General features: G+C 36.2%; 20 protein-coding genes. 19 read left to right on the top strand and 1 reads right to left on the bottom strand.

The annotated features are described in order from the left end of the window. The first annotated feature begins 3 nt into the window (after positions 1 to 3). From SP4011_RS08900 to SP4011_RS08860, 9 genes are all read left to right on the top strand, one after another. A complete protein-coding gene (locus tag SP4011_RS08900) occupies positions 4 to 2,730 on the top strand; it encodes a phage tail tip lysozyme (RefSeq protein WP_338618885.1) in 2,727 nt (908 codons plus the stop codon). Positions 2,731 to 2,742: 12 nt separating this feature from the next. Beyond that, positions 2,743 to 3,423, top strand: coding sequence for a hypothetical protein (locus tag SP4011_RS08895; protein WP_338618883.1), 681 nt, complete (start codon positions 2,743 to 2,745; stop codon positions 3,421 to 3,423). 10 nt (positions 3,424 to 3,433) lie between these two features. Next, positions 3,434 to 3,673, top strand: coding sequence for a hypothetical protein (locus SP4011_RS08890; protein WP_338618881.1), 240 nt, complete (start codon positions 3,434 to 3,436; stop codon positions 3,671 to 3,673). Beyond that, positions 3,666 to 4,550: a hypothetical protein gene (locus tag SP4011_RS08885; protein ID WP_338618880.1), complete on the top strand. Its 885-nt coding sequence runs from the start codon at positions 3,666 to 3,668 to the stop codon at positions 4,548 to 4,550. Before SP4011_RS08890 ends, SP4011_RS08885 begins: the two co-directional genes overlap by 8 nt. A 1-nt stretch (position 4,551) precedes the next feature. Next, positions 4,552 to 5,100 (top strand): DUF3801 domain-containing protein, encoded by a 549-nt coding sequence (locus SP4011_RS08880; protein ID WP_338618878.1) that lies wholly within the window; start codon positions 4,552 to 4,554, stop codon positions 5,098 to 5,100. Next, complete coding sequence (locus SP4011_RS08875) at positions 5,097 to 6,950, top strand: VirD4-like conjugal transfer protein, CD1115 family (protein WP_338618877.1); 1,854 nt, start codon at positions 5,097 to 5,099, stop codon at positions 6,948 to 6,950. Before SP4011_RS08880 ends, SP4011_RS08875 begins: the two co-directional genes overlap by 4 nt. Continuing rightward, on the top strand, positions 6,950 to 7,324 hold the full coding sequence (locus SP4011_RS08870; RefSeq protein ID WP_338618875.1) for a hypothetical protein: 375 nt from the start codon (positions 6,950 to 6,952) through the stop codon (positions 7,322 to 7,324). Before SP4011_RS08875 ends, SP4011_RS08870 begins: the two co-directional genes overlap by 1 nt. A gap of 67 nt (positions 7,325 to 7,391) precedes the next feature. Beyond that, complete coding sequence (locus SP4011_RS08865) at positions 7,392 to 7,616, top strand: multidrug transporter MATE (protein ID WP_338618873.1); 225 nt, start codon at positions 7,392 to 7,394, stop codon at positions 7,614 to 7,616. Between the two features lie 60 nt (positions 7,617 to 7,676). After that, positions 7,677 to 7,928 carry a hypothetical protein gene (locus SP4011_RS08860; protein ID WP_338618870.1) on the top strand — a complete coding sequence of 84 codons (252 nt, stop codon included), beginning with the start codon at positions 7,677 to 7,679 and terminating at the stop codon, positions 7,926 to 7,928. On the opposite strand, the gene SP4011_RS08855 is transcribed toward SP4011_RS08860, so the two are convergent. Next, a complete protein-coding gene (locus tag SP4011_RS08855) occupies positions 7,914 to 8,873 on the bottom strand; it encodes a hypothetical protein (RefSeq protein ID WP_338618868.1) in 960 nt (319 codons plus the stop codon). The two genes, SP4011_RS08860 and SP4011_RS08855, sit on opposite strands and share 15 nt — an antisense overlap. Positions 8,874 to 9,171: 298 nt before the next feature. Here SP4011_RS08855 and SP4011_RS08850 point away from each other — a divergent pair, with 298 nt between their 5' ends. The 10 genes from SP4011_RS08850 (at position 9,172) to SP4011_RS08805 (ending at position 21,265) form a co-directional block, all read left to right on the top strand. Next, positions 9,172 to 9,399 carry a hypothetical protein gene (locus SP4011_RS08850; protein ID WP_101785761.1) on the top strand — a complete coding sequence of 76 codons (228 nt, stop codon included), beginning with the start codon at positions 9,172 to 9,174 and terminating at the stop codon, positions 9,397 to 9,399. Continuing rightward, entirely contained in the window at positions 9,396 to 10,745 is a 1,350-nt protein-coding gene (locus SP4011_RS08845) for a hypothetical protein (protein ID WP_338618867.1), read from the top strand. Before SP4011_RS08850 ends, SP4011_RS08845 begins: the two co-directional genes overlap by 4 nt. 11 nt (positions 10,746 to 10,756) lie before the next feature. Continuing rightward, positions 10,757 to 14,923, top strand: a complete 4,167-nt coding sequence (locus SP4011_RS08840; protein ID WP_338618865.1) for a PBECR4 domain-containing protein — start codon at positions 10,757 to 10,759, stop codon at positions 14,921 to 14,923. 48 nt (positions 14,924 to 14,971) lie between these two features. Beyond that, positions 14,972 to 15,280 carry a hypothetical protein gene (locus SP4011_RS08835; protein WP_338618863.1) on the top strand — a complete coding sequence of 103 codons (309 nt, stop codon included), beginning with the start codon at positions 14,972 to 14,974 and terminating at the stop codon, positions 15,278 to 15,280. Positions 15,281 to 15,527: 247 nt separating this feature from the next. Then, on the top strand, positions 15,528 to 15,869 hold the full coding sequence (locus SP4011_RS08830; RefSeq protein WP_419965944.1) for a plasmid mobilization protein: 342 nt from the start codon (positions 15,528 to 15,530) through the stop codon (positions 15,867 to 15,869). Beyond that, complete coding sequence (locus SP4011_RS08825) at positions 15,860 to 17,536, top strand: helical hairpin domain-containing protein (protein WP_338618860.1); 1,677 nt, start codon at positions 15,860 to 15,862, stop codon at positions 17,534 to 17,536. Before SP4011_RS08830 ends, SP4011_RS08825 begins: the two co-directional genes overlap by 10 nt. 89 nt (positions 17,537 to 17,625) lie before the next feature. After that, positions 17,626 to 18,432 (top strand): ParA family protein, encoded by an 807-nt coding sequence (locus SP4011_RS08820; protein ID WP_338618858.1) that lies wholly within the window; start codon positions 17,626 to 17,628, stop codon positions 18,430 to 18,432. 52 nt (positions 18,433 to 18,484) lie between these two features. After that, on the top strand, positions 18,485 to 18,706 hold the full coding sequence (locus SP4011_RS08815; protein ID WP_338618856.1) for a hypothetical protein: 222 nt from the start codon (positions 18,485 to 18,487) through the stop codon (positions 18,704 to 18,706). Positions 18,707 to 18,770: 64 nt separating this feature from the next. Continuing rightward, a complete protein-coding gene (locus SP4011_RS08810) occupies positions 18,771 to 19,547 on the top strand; it encodes a Fic family protein (RefSeq protein WP_338618853.1) in 777 nt (258 codons plus the stop codon). A 395-nt stretch (positions 19,548 to 19,942) separates the two neighbouring features. Then, positions 19,943 to 21,265 carry an ISLre2 family transposase gene (locus SP4011_RS08805; RefSeq protein WP_338618852.1) on the top strand — a complete coding sequence of 441 codons (1,323 nt, stop codon included), beginning with the start codon at positions 19,943 to 19,945 and terminating at the stop codon, positions 21,263 to 21,265. The last annotated feature ends 166 nt before the right edge of the window (positions 21,266 to 21,431 follow it).

Here is a 21,431-nt window from a genome sequence, read left to right as displayed (position 1 = left end):
ACTATGGATCAGGAGAAAGGCAGACCAAAAACAATCGGTCATAAGTTAGATCAAAAACTGGAGACGGTTCGTAAGAATTACCGAACGGTTCAACAAGATAGCGCAAAACAACTTACGAAGCTACAATCTCAGACTCACTCTAAACGTCAGTTGGTAAAGAAGAGTCGGAGCCAATTTCGAGCTTCTAAGAACAAGGTCAAGAAGATACAAAAAGAGTACAAGAATATCCAGAAACAAGGAAAAAACCTTGAAAAAGAAGGAAAGGCACTTCGTCCAGAGGAAATTAAAAAGCAGGCCTTCCTTAAGAAGGAATTAGATAAGGCGAAACTGGAGAAAAAAACTTCTAAAAGAACTTTTAAAGTTGCTCAAGAGGCTAACGGTGATTCACGTAAGAAGAAGTTTTATCGTGCTACTAAACAGGCTTTAGAACGTTCTGCGAGTCAACAAGCTAGTTCTGCAGCGCATCAGGATGATACACTGTCAGATATAGCACGAACTAAATATCGGTATCAGGATATTCAGATTCAAGGGAAACGGATCAAAACGATTGGGAAGTATAGCGGTAAAATTGGCCAAGGAATGGTTAAATCGAGCTATAGCCTTGGAAATAGAGCCTACAATAAGGCTAAAGGAAGAGGTTTCACTCGAACTCCAAGAGAATTTTCTTGGGAAGGAAAACTCTCTCGTCGTATTCAGGATTATAAGAAACGCTTGGCTGCTTCTAAAACAGGGAAAGTGGCTAAGAAAGCGAGGAAGTTCTATCGTGTAGGTTCTAAACCGCTTCAAGCTATTATCAAAAATCCATTTAGCTTAAAGGCTTATCTGATTGCTTTTGGTCTGCTTTTGTTTCTAGCTATACTTGGTATTGGTAGTTCAGGAATTACCCGTCAAGATGAATTTGATTTGAATGATACTTGGTTGTATCTTTCAAAATTGGATCGTGAAAAATCGGATGACAAGGTAGATTATTGGACAAATATTGACGATCCACTTCTGTACTTGAATTATAAGTATGATGATATTTCAGATAAGCTTCGTATAGACGGGAATAAATATTTTTCACAACAGAATCGTGGAAAACTTTACTTAGATACCTTATGGAAGAATTTGAATGGGGATAAAGACAATCTTAAAACGATGGAAGAGCTTTATACTAAAAATAATCTCTATAAGCTTGATAAGGACGAGTTAGAGGAGTATAAAGAACTCTTAGAAATTGCTAGAGATAGCGGAAAATATATGTTGCTTCAAGAACTAGATAATCCATTTTATACAGAAGATCAGCCTGAATCAGAAGCTCCCCTTCAGATTATTGAACGTTTTGGATATAAAACGAAAACGGAAGTTTTTAATGGCTCTGTTTTGCAGGCCTCAGGAGGTCAGTCTCTGTTAGCTGTTTTAGATGGGAAAGTTGAAGTTAAGGGGAGTGACATAGAAATTAGTGATCAGGATTCTAAGTTTCTGTATAAGAACGTAGATACGATTCGCTATAAAACAGGCGATCACGTCAAAGCTGGAGATATTATTGGAAAGGTAGCACCTGAAGGAAATCAAACCGTTTATTATCAAAAGCTAGAACCTGATCGATCAAATAAGAAAGATAAAGATGGGAACATCAAGAAGAGCTGGACTTATGTTAATGTCGGTTTTTACTTCCAGCGTGTAGAATATACCCAAGCAACGTCTGTTGTCAGTAATATTGAAACATCTGGAGATAAAGGAAGACGTGCAAGAGCTTTTGCGGATGCAATCAAAAAAAATATACCAGAAGCAACAGATGAAGGAATCGCAGCCGTTTTGGGAGGATTTGATATTGAGAGTTCCATCACCTTTAAACGCTATGAAACAGACTTTCTAACCAATAATCAGTTTGATAAAGTTGCTAAAGAGCCAACTGCAGAAAATCTAGTTGGCAACTGGGGAGCCTTTCAAGCTATGTACCCTACCTTGCCTCTAAATGAAAGAGGTTATCTAGTCAACGGTTTACACTATATAGGGATTGGGATTGGCCAATTTACTGGTCCTCGTGCTCTTGCATTGTGGAATTTTGCAAAAGCTGTGAATGGAGATATTTGGTCTGCAGAAGTCCAAACAAAATTTCTTCTGGAGGAAGATGATCCAACTAGACGTGCAGCATTCAGAAGAATTGTAACATCTACTGGATCCGTAGAAGCTCTTACGGAGGACTTCTTGAACGCTTGGTTGGGAGTACCAGGTAATAAGCTCTTAGAACGACAAAATGCAGCTCGTCAATGGTTGAATTTCTTAAAAAATAAAGGAGGAGGTTCGACAGGTGTTTCTAGCAAGCAAGTTCCAGCAGAATATAAAGATAAGCTACCTTATGGACTACCTACCGATCAAGCACTTTTAGAAGGACAAGGATATTCAGGTAACGCTTATGAACTAGGGAATTGTACTTGGTATGTCTATAATCGCTTTGCTCAAATTGGAGTTGGCATTCATCCCTATCTAGGAAATGCCAATCAGTGGGTTGATAGTGGCCAAGCGCAAGGATATGACATTTCAACGACTCCTAAACCAGGTTCTGCAGCTGTATTCATGAATGGTGTAGCTGGGGCATCGCCAATCTATGGTCATGTTGCTTTTTGTGAGTACGTTAATAGCGATGGTAGCTTCTTAATGTCAGAAATGAATTTTGGTGGTTTATATGTATCAAGTTGGCGTACCTTGAAACCACAATCAGGTATCTATTTTGTTACCCCTAAATAAGAAAGGAAAAGAATGTATAATCAAAAGTTAATCAAAATGGTAAAGGGACTCTTTATGGGATTCATTGCCGTTTTATGTATTGTATTGGGTTATTCTATTTCTCAAGTACAACAGAATTTGAGACAGACTAGTCAAAGACAGGAAGAGGTGAAGCAAGATAAAGAAGAGAAACAGCAGGAACAACTTTCTCTTACTGAACAGCAGGTCGAGGACTTCCTAATTGCTTACTATACCAAAAAGGATTTAGAAGAGAATCGACCACGCTATAAGCCTTTTATGACGGATTCCATGTATCAGGAAACTATTCAAGAAGAACAGAAACCAGTTAATCAGACCTATAAGGGGTATGTGGTTGACCAAGCTTTTGAATCGGGATCTATATACATTGATAAACAACATAAAATTGCTTTAGCTCAGGTTCAATATACTAGTACCACCCTAACAGAGAAAGATAATAGGGCTTCTAAGGGGCTTACTGGTAGCACTAAGACTACAATTCGGTTGACCTATGTAGAAAAAGCAGGGAAACTATTGGTCAATAAAATTGAACCTATTGTCTTGACTGAGGCAAAGGGGCAAAGTATAGGAACCTATTCAGATACTAGCAGTTCAAGCTCGACTACAGTTTCCTCTACATCAACGGCAACACCGACATCTTCTGAACCAACAACCGCAACTAGTAGTAACCAATAAGGAGAATTGAATGAATAAAAAAATAGAACAACTTGAAGGTAAACTTGAGAAAGTGAGGAAAGATAAGGAAAAAGTGCAACGACAAAAAGAAGAAGCAGATAAAAAAATCAAGAATTACATAAATCAAGAAAAAGATTTGGAAGCACAGCTTTTTGTTGCTCTATCAGAAGAAAGTGGCTTATCCTATCAGGAAATGAAGGAACTCATTCTTCCATCACAATCAAGTAACCAAGGAGTGAACCATGTATAAAATTATCAATCAACTGACTAATCAAGAGGAAATATTTGAGCACCGAGATGACTTGTTATCAAGGCTAGAAATCATCAATGAGCGAATGAAGAGTAATAAAATAAACGGAATCTATCGACTTTATTCTCTCAATTCTGAAGGTGAAATCCTACAAGAAGAAAGTCTTGAAATACCTTTTGTTGGCATCATTGATCAGTTGTTGGAAAATTTTGGTATGAGTGCTGGAAAGAAAAAGAAAGGTTTGCTTCATTTTTTAGAAAAACATAAAGAAAAGACTTCCTTACCAGTCGAACGAGAATTCCAATCTCAACCAGAGCCTGAACGAGAAGACCTAACGTTAAAGAAAGAAGCAGATAGGAATCGACAAAGGATTGCGGAGCTGGTGGCTAAAAAGCCTCAGAATGATATTGGAGAGGAAGTGCCTTTGGAAGATAAAATTACCTATTCTTCTAGTGAATGGACTACAGATCATTTCAGTAGATTGGATGCAAAAGAGGTAGAACGAGGAAAACCTGCAAAAGCTATGCCTACACAAGAAGTAGTTTCTATTGTTGAAAAATCAATTCAGGAAGAGAATCAATCTCTTCCTGTTAAACAAGAAGATAAGGGGAACGTTGAGCCTTCCTTCTCTCTTTCTCATGCGACGACAGTAGAGTTACCTTCAGAGGTTATTGATAGCTTTGAGGCTCAGACGGTTACTTATAAGCAATCTATTAAAAATAAAATCAAATCTAACGAAGATTTTATCAAGGAAGCAAATGAGGAAATTGCTCAGTGCCAAAATAGGATCGATGAGTTGAAACAACAGATTCTTGTGAAAGACTCTCAAGCTACTCAATTGAAGGATCTTTATTTCAAAATTGAAGAGGTGAGCTAAAATGGAACAAGAACAAGTGGTAGCTCAATTAGGACGGGCAACTCTTGTGACAGGAGAAATCATCTTAAAAGGACTCTTCCTGGCTAGCTCTAAGGCGGTTGAAATGTATCAAGCCAGAGGGGACAATGTCCTCTTTACTGGTGAGACAGACTGGAATAAATTCATGGCAACGGCAGATACGAAAGAAGTCCAGCAATTACTACACAATGAAGTCAATCTCGAGGCAGTTCGAAAAGAACTTGGTCAATACGGGATTGGCTTTTCTTTTTATACACATCCTGACGGTAAGACAACTCTTGCTTTCAATGCAAAAGATAAAGGAGTTGTCGAACAAGCCTTTAAGGATGTCTTAGAAGGAATCACAAGAGATCCGAGAGGATTCAATGAGCGGAACCTTAAAAATAGGAAAACAACTTCTTTTGCGGAGAAATTGCAACATTTCAAAGCAGTTGAACAAGAGAAAATTTCTTCCCTCCAGGTAAACATTCATACGAAGGAGTTTGTTCTTCCAGAAAATATCGAACCACAGATTGGAGGAAAAATGAAGTGATTACAGAAAAGAAGAAACGGAGACTTAGACCGTATTTGTTGTTAGGAATTGGTCTATTCTACCTCTTTCATTGGTTCTTTAAACTATGGCTGTTAGCACCAGATACTGATTCAGTAACGGATGTATTTGGATTTGGAAAGCTTAACTGGATGAATGACCATCTAAACGATAAATCTTGGTTTGATTTTCAATTTACTCCAGCTTCTTTATTAATTGGTCTGGGCGGATTTTTGATTGCTTTTCTACTGTATTTGAGAGTATCTGATACGGGGACTTACCGCTATGGAGAAGAACATGGATCAGCTCGTTTTGCGACAAGAGAAGAGTTGATGAGATTCCGAGACGAAGAACCTGAAAAGAATATGATTTTTACCCAGAACAGTCAGATGGGACTATTTAATAACCGCTTGAGCTTTGAAAATCAGATTAATAAAAATATTCTGGTGTATGGAGGTACAGGGGATTCAAAGACACGTAGTGCTGTAAAACCGAATATATTACAAGCTAACTCTAGTTTTGTAACTACAGATACCAAAGGGATTTTGATTCATGAAACAGGGAAATCACTTGTAGAAAAGGGTTATAAGATGAAGATTTTTGATTTGATTACTTTCCTGAATTCAGATGGCTTCAATGTTTTTAGATATATTCATAATGAAATGGATATAGACCGAGTGGCAGAGGCTATTACAGAGTCTCTCAACAGAAATGGTCATGAGGGAGATCCTTTTTGGCCAGCAGCCAATAAACTCCTGATGCGTTCTCTAATTGGCTATCTTTATTTTGATGGTAAGCTCGATCACTATCTGCCTAATTTAGGGCAGGTTACAGATATGATTCGAGAACTGAGACGGAATCATCCAGAAGCGGAGAGTCCTGTTGAATTGATGTTTGAAGATCTGGAAAGAAGGAGCCCAGGGAATTATGCTAGTAGGCAGTGGGATCTATTCAATAAAAACTTTGATGGCCAAACACGGGCTTCTGTTTATGCTATCTTTGCGACTACCTTCTCAGTGTTTGACCATGAGCAACTAAGAAAGATTATTGAAAAGGATACACTGGAGATTGAAAAATGGAATATTGAGAAAACAGCAGTTTTTATTCATATTCCAGAAGTGGATCCAGCTTATCAGTTCTTATCTGCCCTTCTTTTTAGTACCATTTTTGATGTTTTGATAAAGACTGCAGATGCAGTTATATTAGGTGAGTATCCAACAAAGACTAAGGAAGACCTATTACATCTACAGGTGTGGGCAGATGAGTTTGGTCAGATTGGGAAGATTCCTAATTTACCGCCAATTATCTCTGTTATTCGTTCTCGAGAGATTTCTATCAAGATGATGGTACAATCTCAAAGTCAGATTGAAGTGTTATATGGTAAAGAAAATACGAAGACGATTATCAATAACTGTGGTGCTATTCTTTATTTAGGTTCCAATGACTTGGACACGCTTAAGTACCTATCTGAGCGATCAGGGAAGCAAACTTTGAATGATCAGAATTATAGTGAGAGCAGAGGAAGAAATGCCAGTAGTTCTAAGCAGAACTCTAAAATTGGTCGGGAATTGTTGACACCGCATGAGGTTGCCACGATTGGAACAACAGAAGCCTTACTCTTTCTATCCAAACAAAATGTCTTTCGAGATCAAAAATTTAACCTGGACACGCATCCGAGAGCTTACCTCTTAAGTAATGGCCCGAATGATGACAACTGGTATCGATACAAGCGCTATTTGAGCGATATTGATGAGTGGAAAGCCCAGGTTGGGGAAGAAAATGTTATTCATATTGGGATTAAGGAAGTTGAGGAAGTTCCTCTCAAAGTGAGTGAGAAAAGAAAGGAAATCTAATGGAATTTTATGACTCTTATTGCGTTTTAATTGCTATAAATTGGGATCAGTATGTGTGGCTACATCAGGAAGGCGAAAAAATAACCTGGCATGAAAATTTTGCTCATGCAGGTTTTTTCCGTGATTTTAATACAGCTAAAAGGGTAGCGGAAACTCATTTATTAGAAACTTTTGGAGCCATAGGTTTCTATAAGATTGTTGGTTTTTCTACAGATGAACTTGGCTATATAGAAACTAGGAACCAGATTGAAAAAGCTGCAACTATCATCAAGATTCGTAAGGGAAAAATAAAGAAATATCTATATGCTTCGAGGGATTCAGAGGAAAAGATTGTAGCAGATGAGAAAGGTATCCAGGAGGCCATAAATGACTAAAAGGGTAAGGCTAAGTAAGTGGGCCGAGACAGCTTTTCAAAGATTGAAATATGTTTAAGGAGGTAGTATGCATCAATTTTTAAATTCTATTGTGCATGGCGTGGTTGGAACTATCTTGATTGCAATCTGGTTTGTACCGCTCTTCAAGATAACTATATGTGATAACTTTGGAAATGAAATCAAAACGAAAAGGCTACCATTAGCCTTCTTAATGTTACTAAAAAGTGTTTGGCCGAAAAGTAAGGTTTCATTTATTTGGAAAGGATATAAGAAGCATGAGGATCAGAGATAAGCCATTGGTATAAAAATATAAGTAGGTACTATGAATAATTAGAAAGGTGAAAATAAGAATATGGAACAAAAATATTACGCTGTCCTTATGCAAATAAATATTGGGAAAAGTGTCTGGTTAGTCCCACAAAAAAGTGGGAAACTAGCTTGGTCAGATGAAATTAGTGGGACAAGGGTTTTTAATAGTTATGAGGAAGCTAGGGAAGCTGTTGAAAATCATTTTCTAGAGAATTTTAGATTTATTGGTTCATACAAAATTATAGAGTTCACTTATCAAGAATTGTTAGATTTTGAAATATTAACTGATGACTAAATAGTCCAAAATATCTTCATAGCTTACGTCGGGATTAATGTATTTCTTAGAACTATGCTTAACAAACTTTCCAAAGTAAAATAGTTTAAGAGGTTGTTCATCTTTTGATGCTTTTTCTAATATTTTAAGCTTTCCTTTAACTCCATGATGGCTAGCGAGACTTTTGTTAATCGTTATAGTTGGATAATTAGAGTCTTGATCAATTGTGCATAAACTATGGAATCTAACTAAAAAATAACTTTTTTCAGGGTTCTCTTTGTTATCAATAGACTTTACTGTTGCAGTATCATAATAGATATGAACATCTTCCAGGTTTATTCCTCTTTGGTTTGCTTCTTTTAGATTGACAAAGTATCTTTCGAGTTGGATTTCTCTTTTATATTTATCATAGAATGTATACTTCTCTCCAGACTGGTATTCTAAAAAATAATTGACTAAGTCTCTGAGTTGTTTCACATGGCTACGGAAAGTCCTCTTGTCCTCATCAGTACAAGAGGAATGAGAGCTCTGACGATGCATTTCATCTTTATTTGACTCAGAAGAAAAATTGGATTCGTCTTTCTGTCTAGGATTAGTTACAGTAGCCAATATCCCTTTAACAAGGTCTAAGTCAACAATCAGTTTATTTTTCTCACGGTAAAAAGAGATATGATTTTCAGACGTTACTTCTTGTTCCCTTTGTTGATAATGTTCAATCATACGTTGACAATTATTAGGGTCATGTTTTTGATTTCTTGCTCCAGGAGTAAAATAAGGAGTTTTATTAAAGCCCGGATTGTTGAAGTTAGCTAAGGTTAATTTGAAGGAGCATTTTTCTCCACATTGAAATTTTTTGGCATCAGTTAAATGATTAGGAGTTCCGATTAGAGAACAGGAAAAATCAAAGGCTTCTTTTGGGGTTACGTGTTGTTTTAATTCTAAACTATAAGCAGATTGAAAAGACATAAATAATTACCTCACTAATAATTTTTATTTTATTTTATCATTATTTCACATAGAATAGAAAGGATAAATCTATCATGATAGATGCAATCAAGCGCTGGATTGAAAAGATAAAATCTAGCCCAATTCTGAAGCCATTTATTAAGACTAAAGTTTGGTTTCAAGAGAATATTATTAAGAGAAAACTGGTCATTTTCTCAATGTTATTTTTGATCTGGCAAAGACTTTTCAATAAATAAAAATAGCAGGTAATGAAACAGTTCTAAAAACAGAGCTGTTTTTTTGATGGAAAGGATAAAGTATGAATTTAGAAGAACTCAAGCAACGGCGAGATGAGCTTGTGCAAGACAATGCTTGGATGGATAATTTAATTAAGGAAAAAGAGGAAGAGTTATGGGAATTGAAGGTAAGAGGTATTGCAGCTTCTGAGCTAGCGAGATCGGCATTGGAATCTGCTTTACGTTCTGCAGGTATCGTAGATACCTTTTACGGACCAGATAATGGAAAGAAAGGAAATGAAATAGAATGAATACACTACCACAAAAACACTTTAAACGAATGAAGCGTGAAGTTGAGGAAGAAACTGCTCGAGGGATTGGTTATTTTGAGGGGATTTTAGAACATATCCCTTCTTACCCCCTGTCTGAAGCAGTAAAAGAGTTGGCTTTATCTGGCTGGATCACTCCTCATACAGATGTCATTGATGTCCAGAATATGATTGTTACAGAATCTATAAAATGGATGAATTACCAGGACTTCAAAGAAGTTGCTCCCTACTTGTTTTCTTACCCTCGAGAGCAACGAGAGAAAGATTTATTGGTTCAACCAGTGAAAATCTCCAGAGAGTATTTTGAAGAATTACAAGCCAATGCAGAAGAATTATTTCACTTGAAGCAAGACTTGCTTCAGGTCAATCATCAATTAGATGCTAGGATTCGGGAATTGGAGATGGATCAGCTACCCAATGGCGATCAGGTCATTGGAGTTGATCCGGAAGCTGAGGAGGTATTGTTACTACGAACTCCAGAAAATGCTCAGGTTGAGGAGTGGGAGGTTCGTAAAGATGGCTTGATTACTGATTATCGTTCCAATCTTTCAGAATATGCTCAAATTGTAGATACTTTGCTTGAAATGGAGAATCCAGAGATCGATACGATTCTTTACGAAGAAGTAATCAACTATTCTAAGAAAACTTGGCCAGATTCAGAACCGATTCAACTTCCAGAAAATATCAAGGAACTATTGAATCAAGAGGGCAAGCTTGACCCCTCATATTATCAAATAGCCCAGTTTGAAACAGTAAAACAAGCCTATATCTATGGAATGATTTCAGCTAGTTTTCAGGAGCGTTTCCCTCATTATTCAGATTTCGTTAGGAACTATGTAGAAGATAGAGAACAATATGAGTTTTTCAACTATCGTACAGAAGCCATCTCACTAGCACAGGAAATTCTAGTACCACGTTTAGGTGATATTAATCAGATTTTAAGTACGAACAATCAGGAGTTAATCGTTCAAGAGGTCGTTGGTTATTCTCAAGGTGAAAGCTGGGAACTAGCTTATTTACGGGATACAAAGACGGAAGATAGAGAATCTGTTCGCTTCTATCTTGAAAGTGAGATTGGAGCTTGGTATAAGGGAAGTTTAACAGAGTTGGCTATTATCCGCTTTGAGGATATTGATCTAGAGAAAGGATTTAATGGCCATCAGGAAGCGGTCTATCATATCGATGAGAACTTGTTAGTTCAGGATAAGCTGAAACAAGTCCAACTTCATATTCCTGATTTAAAACGTTTTGTAGAAGCAGAAGAACTTGAGAGAGAACAGACACAAGATATAGTAGCAGAAAAAGAAGAGCCAGAATTTTCATTGTAGGGAGGTAACAGATGACATTAAGCAAAGAGGAAGCCAAAAGATTATCTATTATTTCTGTTGCAGAGCAGCTAGGTATGGAGTTAAAGCGTACGGGTAGCTATAGTTATACCTGGACAGAGCACGATTCATTTGTAATCGATACAAGGAAAAATGAATTTCACTGGAATTCAAGAACTGAATTTGGAGATGTTATTCAGTTAGTTCAAACCATACGAGGTGTTTCTTACAAGGAGGCGATGCATTTTTTAGAAACTGGAGAATTTAAGGAAGTCGATGTAGAAGCTCAGACAGCTTCAAAAGAGCCTTTTAGCTATTACTTGGAAAGATATGAGCGTCAGGATTTCAGCGCTTCTAGAAGCTATTTGAAGGCACAGAGAGGCCTTTCAGATGATACGATTAACTTCTTTATTAGCCAAGGGAGTATAGCGGAAGCAATCCGAAAAAAAGGAGACTATTTTGAGCCTGTGATTGTCTTTAAGTATAAGGACAACACAGGCTTTTTAGCTGGAGCGAGTCTTCAGGGAATAGTAGAGAATCGGGAGCACTATCCTGAACGTGGACGCCTAAAACAAATTATGAGAAATTCAGACGGACAACTAGGCTTTTCAATTGATATCGGAACACCAAAACGTTTGGTCTTTGCGGAAGCTCCAATCGATTTAATGAGCTACTATGAGCTTCATAAGGATAGGCTTCAGGATGTTCGCTTAGTAGCTATGGATGGAGTAAAAGAAGGAATCATTAGTAGACGGTTTATGGAATTGTACGCAGAGATAAATGATAAATCCTATCAAATCAATCAGAATACTGGGAAAGCTCTAGAATTAGTAGCCAGAACAACAAACTATTTTAAAGACGGTCAGCATCAGGATATGATTACCTTGGCTGTAGATAATGATATGGCTGGCCATAAATTTATAACTAGTCTGCAGGAAAAGGGAATTCCAGTACAAATTGAGATACCACCTATCCTTCATAGAGACCAGGAGAAGGAAGATTGGAATGACTTTCTGAAGGGAGGGAATAACACTCCTAAAGAGTTAGCACATGTTTATACAGTAGATGAAAAGTCCTGGCATTACCAGGGCTTTTTTGAGAAGGAACTAGCTCTTGCAAAAGCGCAAGAGCTAACTGCAGATGATGTAAAAGTCTTTGTGTCAGATAGACAATTGACAAGGGAAGAAGTCCGTCAAAAATATCAAACAATCATTAATCAAGAAAGAGGGAGAAAAAATAGTATGTCGGAATCGTACGAGAATGGAACTAAGTATGAAGCGCAGGAACAAATTCAGAGCACAGAAAAAACTCCTGAGAGTACTCAGGAGCAAATGAATGATAGGGCCAGTGGTGGAGAGGGCTATTCACAGCCTGATGCTGTGGGCAGTGCCGAACCTGAAGCTGAATCATCAGCAACCTTTGAGCAAACTGTTACCAGTCACCCGACATCACCCTATCGTTACTTACAGTTTAGCACAAATTTTGAAGAAGTGCAACGAAGATATTCAAAATATCATCCAATTACACAAGCTGATTTAAAAAAAATGAATCAGTATGCAGGCTCTATTCAGAGGTCTTCTCAATGGTATTTAGAAGAGTTGGCAAATAGTAAAGTCTATTATTTCTACTCAAATAATGGAGAAGTAAATTTGTTAGATGTTAGTTTTAAACAAGAAAACTTTTTACACTTAACAGGAATCAGGCCAGTTGTTCCAGGTAGAAATGCTGGAGATTTTGTAGTCGATTTTGCTGAGGGAAGGGGAGACTATAATCAAATACTGGTTAGTAATAGTCTAAAAGAAAAATTACAAGTTATTCCTATGTTAGAGGATATTCTTGATCCTAAATCGTTTGTTTTGGATAATTTAGATGAAGTAAGAATTGCACAACGACTTAACTTTTCAGAAGCTATTAAGAGTAAAGACGAGGATTTCTTACTTCTTTTCAAAGATATAGGAGATGAACGTGTCCCTGCATCTCTCATGAAAATTAAGAGAGATCTAAGAGTTGATGTAGAGAAAACTAAGGAAAAAGTTATTCTTGGTGTTTTCCGTGAACGTGATGGCCATATTGAACAGTTATCGATTAACGAGGATTATATTAAGGATGGGGGCAAAGAATTGCAATCGATTATGGCAAATGGCTTGTTTGAGGCAATTCAACCAAATGAGATTGACAAAAACAACTACAATGTCCGCCTTCAATGGGCAGAAAAGCATGATGGTGGGCCAATTTTACCTTTTAGCGAAACAGAGTTGGTGGATTATCAGTCTTTTGCAAAAGAACTATATAAGCAGAATAATATCTATTACGACAAATATCATGCGAGTGTAAGTGATCGAATGAACCAGGTAGAAGGTGCTTCCTATATCCCTTTTACAAAGGTTCAATTTGCCTTGTACAGCCCTGATGGTGAACTGATTCAGGATGGCATTCGTTACGATATTGGGGATGAGATTAACCCAATCGCTAACAAAGAAAGACTTGGTACACGAGAAATGCGAGAGCATTCAGAGTTGATGAAGATAGATGGGGCGATATTCACTCAGTATCATCTGGAGAGATTGGCGAGTGAACTAGATATTTCTCAGTTCAGCTACGCTTTAGAAGATATTCCGTATGCAGATCAACTGCTATCCCAACTCCCATTTGGAGATTTGGAAAATAGTCCAATTGGATTTACAGATAGTAGTCATGATGCTCGTCTTGGATTTATCTCTTTTGATGGAATGGATAGTGTTGAGGTCGAAAATTTATCTGCTTGGTTTGAGAAGTTAGGAGTCAAGGATTCTCCGTTGGAACAAGTAGCTCTTGTAGAAAAATGGCAAAAAGAAATCAAAAGTTTATCAGAAAAAGTTGAACAAACGATCGCCACAGTTCGAGAAGAATTTGAGAAATCGCAAGTCAAAAATTTACAAAATACACCAGATAATCCATACGAAAAAATTTATCAGTATAACCAAAAAGATGAGAGGGATCGTGATTTGGATGGTGATGGTATTTCCAACTCCGATGAGATGTTGCAAGGAACAGATCCATACAACAGTGCTTCTAACCTTCATAAAAGGCAGGAAGATAGAGAAAGAAGGACAGATGCTGAGGTGGCTGCAGGAGCTGTTATAACCGAAGCAATTGCTGCTAAAAGTTCAGAACAAACCATTTCCCAGTTAGTCGCAAATAAAGATACAAAAGCTTTAGCTGAACATTTGAAAGAAGGAATGAAGAACTATTTGGATTCAGAACAGTTTAAATCGTTCTTGGATACGATGAGTAAGTTTCACAACTACTCACTCAACAATATTCATTTGCTGAAGATGCAAAATCCTAATGTTTCCCAAGTTGCTAGTTTCAATAAATGGAAAACAGATTTTGACAGAACAGTTAAAAAGGGTTCAAAAGCTCTGAAGATTTGGGTTCCGTATCAAGTGAAAACCAGTATTCCTGTTCATCAAAAGGAGTTAGATTTTACTCCAGCTGAAAATGAAATGGGAGAGAAGGAAGTCACTGTTACTCGATTCAAGTTAGGGAATGTCTTTGATGTATCTCAAACAGAAGGAAAAGAATTGCCAAAAGCAATTAATGAATTGACTGGAGATGTTAAAGATTATGAAGATTTGTACCGAGCAGCCAAAGCTGTTTCAATGGATAATCAGGTTCCTATCAGTTTTGAAGAAATTAAAAGAGAGAGCACAAATGGTTATTACTCTCCAGATGAAAATCGAATTGTTATTTCAAAAGGATTAAAGGGTCAAGAACAGATTTTAAAAACCATTTTTCATGAAATGGCTCATGCAGATTTACATAGAGAAAGCAATGCCCAATATGGGGACGACCGATATCGTAAGCAAGAATTACAAGCTGAAAGTGTCGCCTATGTCGTGGCTAATCATTTTGGTTTTGATACGAGTAGCTACAGTTTTGGATATTTGGCTATTTGGGCAAAAGATAAAAATGGTTTTGAAGATATGGTAGAACAACTGCAGGTTGTTCAGAGGGAAGCAAAAAGTTTGATTGATCGGATGGATGCTAAGTTAGAATTAGTGAAAAATAAAACTGTGACGAAAGATAAGTTTGCTGATAAACTCAAACAGGCAAAAGAAAAATCTGAGCAGTTGGGGAATCAAAAGGCGGAGGCTGTAAAGCAGGTGGAAGAAAAAAAGTCCCTGAGCAGCCCTCAATAATGGAAGCATTAGTTCGTAGGAAGAAAAACAAAAAAGGAGAAACAGAAGATGATTGAACATCTAAAACAAGAAACTTTTAATCTTTTAATGGAGATATTTTTTATAGATGAAACTACAGATTCGCCAAAAGTGAATGAAGTCAACCAGCACATTTCACGTAAAGAATGCCTCTATATTCTTCGTAGAGATATGCGAGTAAAAACAAACTATGAGTTAGAAGAAGTAGAAATGTATCCCGTTGCACTTAAAGAAATTGAGGGAATGAGTGATGAACGATTTGAGCAACTAAAAGACGAAATCCTTAAAACGGAGATGGTTGATACAATGGAACTTCTACAGGAAGACTTAAAAGTTTAGTCAAACTTTTCCCTCGTGATAGAACAAGATTCCTGCTTGCAGGGATTAGGGGATTGGGGATTTCCCCAAAGATTTAAAAAGTCAAGAATGGTCAGGTGCACACGCTGACCATCTTTGACCTTTTTAAAAACAGCATTTGGGTACCCAAGTGCTAATCTTGCCAGAAGAAAAGGGCTCTAAGCCCCTTAAGCAAAATTGCCAGAATAGAGGTGAAGATTTTTTGAAAAATAGAGAAAAGCGAAAACGAATGATTCAGAAAAAAATTCGTTTAACGGAAGAAGAGGCACGGTTCATTTCAACAAAGATTGCAGAATCTGGAATGACAAATTTTAATGCCTTTGCCCGAATTATGTTGATTATGGGTGAGGTCAAAATCTTAAATTTTGAAGAATTGAGAGAACTACGTAAGGAAATAAATCGGATAGGGGTCAATATAAATCAGGTCGCAAAAAAGGTAAACGAAGATGAGCAGGCTAGTCTAAATGAATTGAGTCAGATTCTTGAATTGCAGAAACATTTGAAAGATACAGTCAGCCAATTTATCCAAAAACAGGAAAATCAAACAAAGGATCAAGAGCGATGGTTGTAACAAAGGTTCTTCAGATTAAGGGTGTAGCTTCTTTAGGACGGTCTACAAAATATATTGAGGATGAAGCAAAGACGGTCGAGCTGACTGATACAAAAAGTTTAAATAATGCTTTACGCTATATTGAGAATCCATCTAAAACGAGTTTTTTAGAACAAGATGAACAGTTTGAATTTCCAGCAGTGGTTAAAGATGGCCGAGTAGTCAAGCAACTGGTATCTACTTATGGAATTACAGACGCTAGCACAGCGACAGAAGAATTTCTTTTGACCAAAAAGAATGCGGCTCAACGAGCAGGGACAAAAGAACTATCTGATATTCAAAATCCGAATCGGGTTTTGGCTCATCACATCATTCAATCATTTTCTCCTGAAGATGATTTGACTCCACAAGAAATTCATGAGATTGGTCGAAAAACGATTTTAGAATTAACTGGTGGGCAACATGAATTTGTCATAGCGACTCACATGGATAAGGGACACATTCATAATCACATTATTTTCAATTCAACTAACTCTGTTACCTTAAACAAATTTCGTTGGCAGAAAAATACTGCTAGAAGTCTATTTAATATTTCCAATAAGTACGCTGACCTAGCTGGAGCTAAAATTCTCAAAGAGAGATTATGGACTAATCGAAAAACGTATCATGCTTACCGAAAGAAAAATTCATTTCGTTATGAGATTAAATCTCGTTTAGATTTCCTTTTAAAACATTCAAGCTCCTTAGAAGATTTCAAGTCTAAGGCACGAGCTTTAAATCTGATAGTTGATACTTCAGGAAAGGAAATAAAGTATCGTCTGACTGACCAAGATCAAACCAGAAATGTTAGGGATCGCACTTTATCAAAAAAAGGAAATTATTCTTTAGAGAAAATTTCTGAGAGAGTGGTTGCTAACGAGGTAACCTTATCTGTTGATGAAATAAAATCCGAATATGAAAAAATGGTAGCAGAACGAGAAGATGATTTTGAAATGAGAATCACAGTTGAAGAATGGCAGGTGATGGAAGAAACAAAAAATGGAATCTATCTTGAAATGGAATTTGGGATTAGAAATAAGGGAACTATTCTGATTCCTGCTCATCAGATTGAAAAAGCAGAAGGTGGCTCTTATGAAATTTTTATTAGGAAAAACGATTTCTATTATTTTGTTAATCCTGAACACGCTGATAAGAATCGTTATATGAAGGGAGAAACAGTCGCTTCCCAGTTGTCGTATGATAATGGAGAAATGATTATCCGAAAAAATCCTAAAATCTCAACTATGGATCAGCTTGTTCGTGAATATAACTATCTATCCGCTCATGGAGTGACAGAAGGACAGCAATTTGATGAATTGTTAAATCGTTTTGAAGAGGAACTAGAAGAAGTAGATAACTTGCTTGATAAATTAGATCAACGCTTGGGTGATCTTAATAAAATTCAGTCTGCATTTCTTGCACTGGAATCCAATAATCCTCAAGAAGTGAAACTAGCTATTTCCATTTTGAAAGATTTGAGAGTAGATCCTAGTACTCGAAAAACTGAGATTGATAAACTTATTAAAGAAGCGACCTTTGAGCGTCAGGCTTTGTATCAGAGAGTAGAAGCAATTACAAAAGATTATAAGTTACATCAAGATATTGAGAAAAATGTGGAACAGCGAAAGGAAATAGAAACTTCATTGTAAAAAAATAATTATAATTATATTTATAAACATGTTGACAAATATAATTATAATGGTATAATAGAAATATAGAAAAAGGATGGAGAAATAGAATGAAGATTATCACATTTGCCGCTATCAAAGGCGGTGTTGGAAAAACAACTTTGACATTTAATTATGGAGAATGGTTGGCTCGCAAAGGTCATAAGGTTCTCTTTATAGATTTAGACCATCAGTGTAATTTGACTCAGTGCTACAATATTTACGAAAGTCAGAATACGATTGCGAATGCTTTCAAAGGAGGCGACGTGGATATTAAGCAAGTCAAGGAAAATATCAGTCTAATTCCAGGTTCAGTTCAGCTGGACTCGGTGGAACGAGATCTGGAGAATAGCGATAAGAAAAATATGTTACTTTATCTTTGGCTAGAGGATAACTACGAAAAGAAGAAGTTGGGTCAGTTTGACTGTATCTTGATTGATTGTAGACCAGACTTTGCGACAGCTACAAAAAATGCTGTAGCGGTCAGTCACGCTATTATTAGTCCCTTGACTCCTTCGGAGTTTGGTTATAATGCTAAATTCAATTTATCAACTCGGTTAGAAGCATTCAGAAAGGATGTGATCGACTATCGTACCAGAGAATCATACATTACTGCTGAATTATATTTCTTAGCAAATATGATCCGACCAAACTATGGATCATCAAGAGAATTACTGGAAGCATTGGGACTTGAAGCAAAAGAAAAGGGAACAGATAACCTTCTAGGGATTGTACCAGCAAAAGAGTTGTTCAATCATTCCACGATTGATAAAATCTCTATTGCAGATATGGAGGAAAATCCAGAGCTTTATCAAAAACACAAAAAGTTTTTCACTGAGCTGGAACAGACTTTTTCAAAAATTTATGATACAATATAATTATGTTTATAAATACAAATACAATTATAAATATAATTAGAAGGAGATTGTTATGGCATTCACACCAAGAGAAAAAGAGATTTCGCAGATTATTGAAGCAACCCATCAACCTGAGCAGATTTCAGAGGTAGCCAATTTTGAAAGTTTTGAACGCAAAAAGCAATTCCAGTTTACATTGAAGCCAAGTAATCGGAAAAAGTTAGATCAAGTTGCAAAAGCAGCTGGTGCAAAGTCTGCATCAGATTATCTTGATAAATTAATCGAGAAACTATAGTTATAGATATATTTATAACTATAAATATATCTATAACTACAACTGCTTACTACAAGGAGAAATAATGGATTTAATTACAAGGCTCTTAGCAGAGAGAGAAGGGAAAGTACACGGTGGTATTTATGATATCACACAGAAACGCTTTGCTTATAACTCTAACCGAATTGAAGGAAGTCGTCTGACAGAAGAGCAGACTAGCTTAATTTATGAGACAAAGACAATCGCAAATATTGATGCAAAAGGAATCAAAATTGATGATTTGGTGGAAATGAATAATCATTTTAAATGTTTTGATTATATCTTAGATACCGTTAACGAGCCACTGACAGAGGACTATATTAAAACACTGCATCGTATTCTAAAAAGTGGAACAAGTTCTGAGCATAACCCGATAGCTCCAGTTGGTCGTTATAAAGTATTGCAAAATGAGGTAGGAAAAATTGCGACAGCTTCTGTTGAACAGACTGAAGATGAGATGCTTTCTTTACTGATTGGCTATGATTTGAAAAAACAAAAAGATTTGAATTACTTAACAAGCTTTCATGCACAATTTGAAAGGATTCATCCTTTTGCAGATGGCAATGGTCGAATAGGTCGATTGCTCTTGTATAAACAATGCTTAAAAGAAGGGCTTACCCCCTTTATTGTGGACGATACGAATAAGGCAACTTATTATTCAGCACTTGAAGCCTTTCAGGTTCATGATAACAGACAGCTATTATTTGATTATTTCCAATCGGAGCAACTTTTTTATACGAATTATCTTAAAAATAAAGGATTTGAAGGAGCTATCAATGATGAGAAAGAGGGGGACTTCATAAAAAAGTCAGATAAATTCTAAGAAAAGGTGCAACAGTTTAAGCTAAGAGAAGAAAGTCATCCCTTAAAAAAGTAATTATAATTATATTTACAAACATAAACATAATTGCAACTATAAATATAATTATAAAGTCTGTTATTTTTTGTTGTAAAATACTTCTATTAGTTGTGAGATGATGATTCTGACAACTGTCCTGAGCCTGGTTCTTATATCAGGCTTTTATTTTACCTTGAAATAGAAACAGTTGAACTTCTGATACTCAACTAAATCACTTTAGTATTTTTCAATAATAAATAGGGCGTTGATTTTAATTTAAAGAAACAGCCTATTTTATTCTTGGAACAAAAATAAATTTGATGACTTGTTTTAAAAATCATACAATTTTCATAAGAATTGAAAGGGAAATGAAAAATTGTATGAAACAATTTGATGAATTGAGATTTAGTAGTCAGGAACAAGAAAAGACAAAACAAAATTTTTTACAGCATATTGCACAGTATGATGAGTCGATAAGCTCCAGTATGAGATCAAAAGGATATCGTTGTAAAAATCAAGCTGAACGTACCGTAGCTTTTACATTTGGAGAAGTGACCTTTTCTAGAAAACGTTGGTATAAGAATGGTGAATGTAGAGTACCAGTTGATGAAATGTTAGGCTTAGAAAAAAATGTACGTCATTCACAGGAACTATTGTATCAAGCTGCGGTTCTAGCTACAAAACTACCCTATCGTCAGGTAGGAGAGACAATTGAGATGGTTTATAATGTAACTGTCACTAAAGATACCGTCAATAAGGTCGTCAAATTAGCCAATCAATTACTAGAAGAAAAGGATGATTATCGATTTTTTAAAGAAGAGAAGAAGATTGAAAAAATTAAAGCAGATATCATCTACATAGAGGGAGATGGTGTATATGTGAAAACATCTGAAGATGGTTCTGAAAAAAAGAATATGGATTTATCACATTTTGTAGTTCATACAGGCTCAAAACAGATTGGCCCAAATCGTTTTGAGCTAGAAAATAAAAAAGAGCTTATCCGATTGGATAATCGCTCAGCTCGTAGAGAATTGTTAGATTTATTGGAAAATGAATATGAAATTACAAATGAGACTGTACTAGTTACTAATTCTGACTGTGGCAAGGGCTATACTCCACATGTATTTACTGAAATTGCTAAATCATTTAATGTTAAGAGGCATGAGCATTTTTGGGACGAATATCACTTGAATAAAGAAATCAAAGAATTTACAAAGTCTTATCCGAGAGAGTTGAGAGAAGACTTATTTCAAGCTATTAGAGAGCATAATAAGAAATTATTAAGGCGTTCACTAGATACTATAGAATCTTTGGTTAGTAGTGAAGAAGGACAAGAAAAATTTGAATATTATTCGAGTAGATTAATTAGAAATTTTCAGTATACGAAACCAGCGGAGATGAGAGGACTTCCAAAGTCAGGTATTGGGATTATGGAGAGCCAGCATCGAAAAATAACTTATAGGATGAAGCATAGAGGAATGTATTGGACAAGTGAAGGTGGGATAGCCGTAGCGAATATGATATTGTTAGAGCGTGAAGGAAAATTAAGAGATTTATTTTTTGGAGAATGGAAGGAGGACTATGATAAGTATACGTCATTGGATCATATCAGTGCGGATAGTGTTCGACCTAAAAATGACTCTAAAGACTACAAACTTCCCCGTTTACATAAAAATATAGAAAAGATATTTAAGATGAAATAATTTAAGTGCTAATTTTAACGAAAACACAAATATAAATAAGCAAAAATTTCTAGTGAGATTTGGGCTTTTTTGGCGTGGAATAATTGACATTTATCCTGATTTTGGTATAATAGAGATATAAAAACAACGAAAAAAGGAGTTGGAAATGAGCCTCCAACTCCGCAGA

The organism is Streptococcus parapneumoniae (genome assembly GCF_037076355.1).
Lineage (GTDB): Bacteria > Bacillota > Bacilli > Lactobacillales > Streptococcaceae > Streptococcus > Streptococcus parapneumoniae.
Note: the sequence above shows the minus strand (reverse complement) of the source record. Positions and strands in the feature narration are given on the sequence as shown.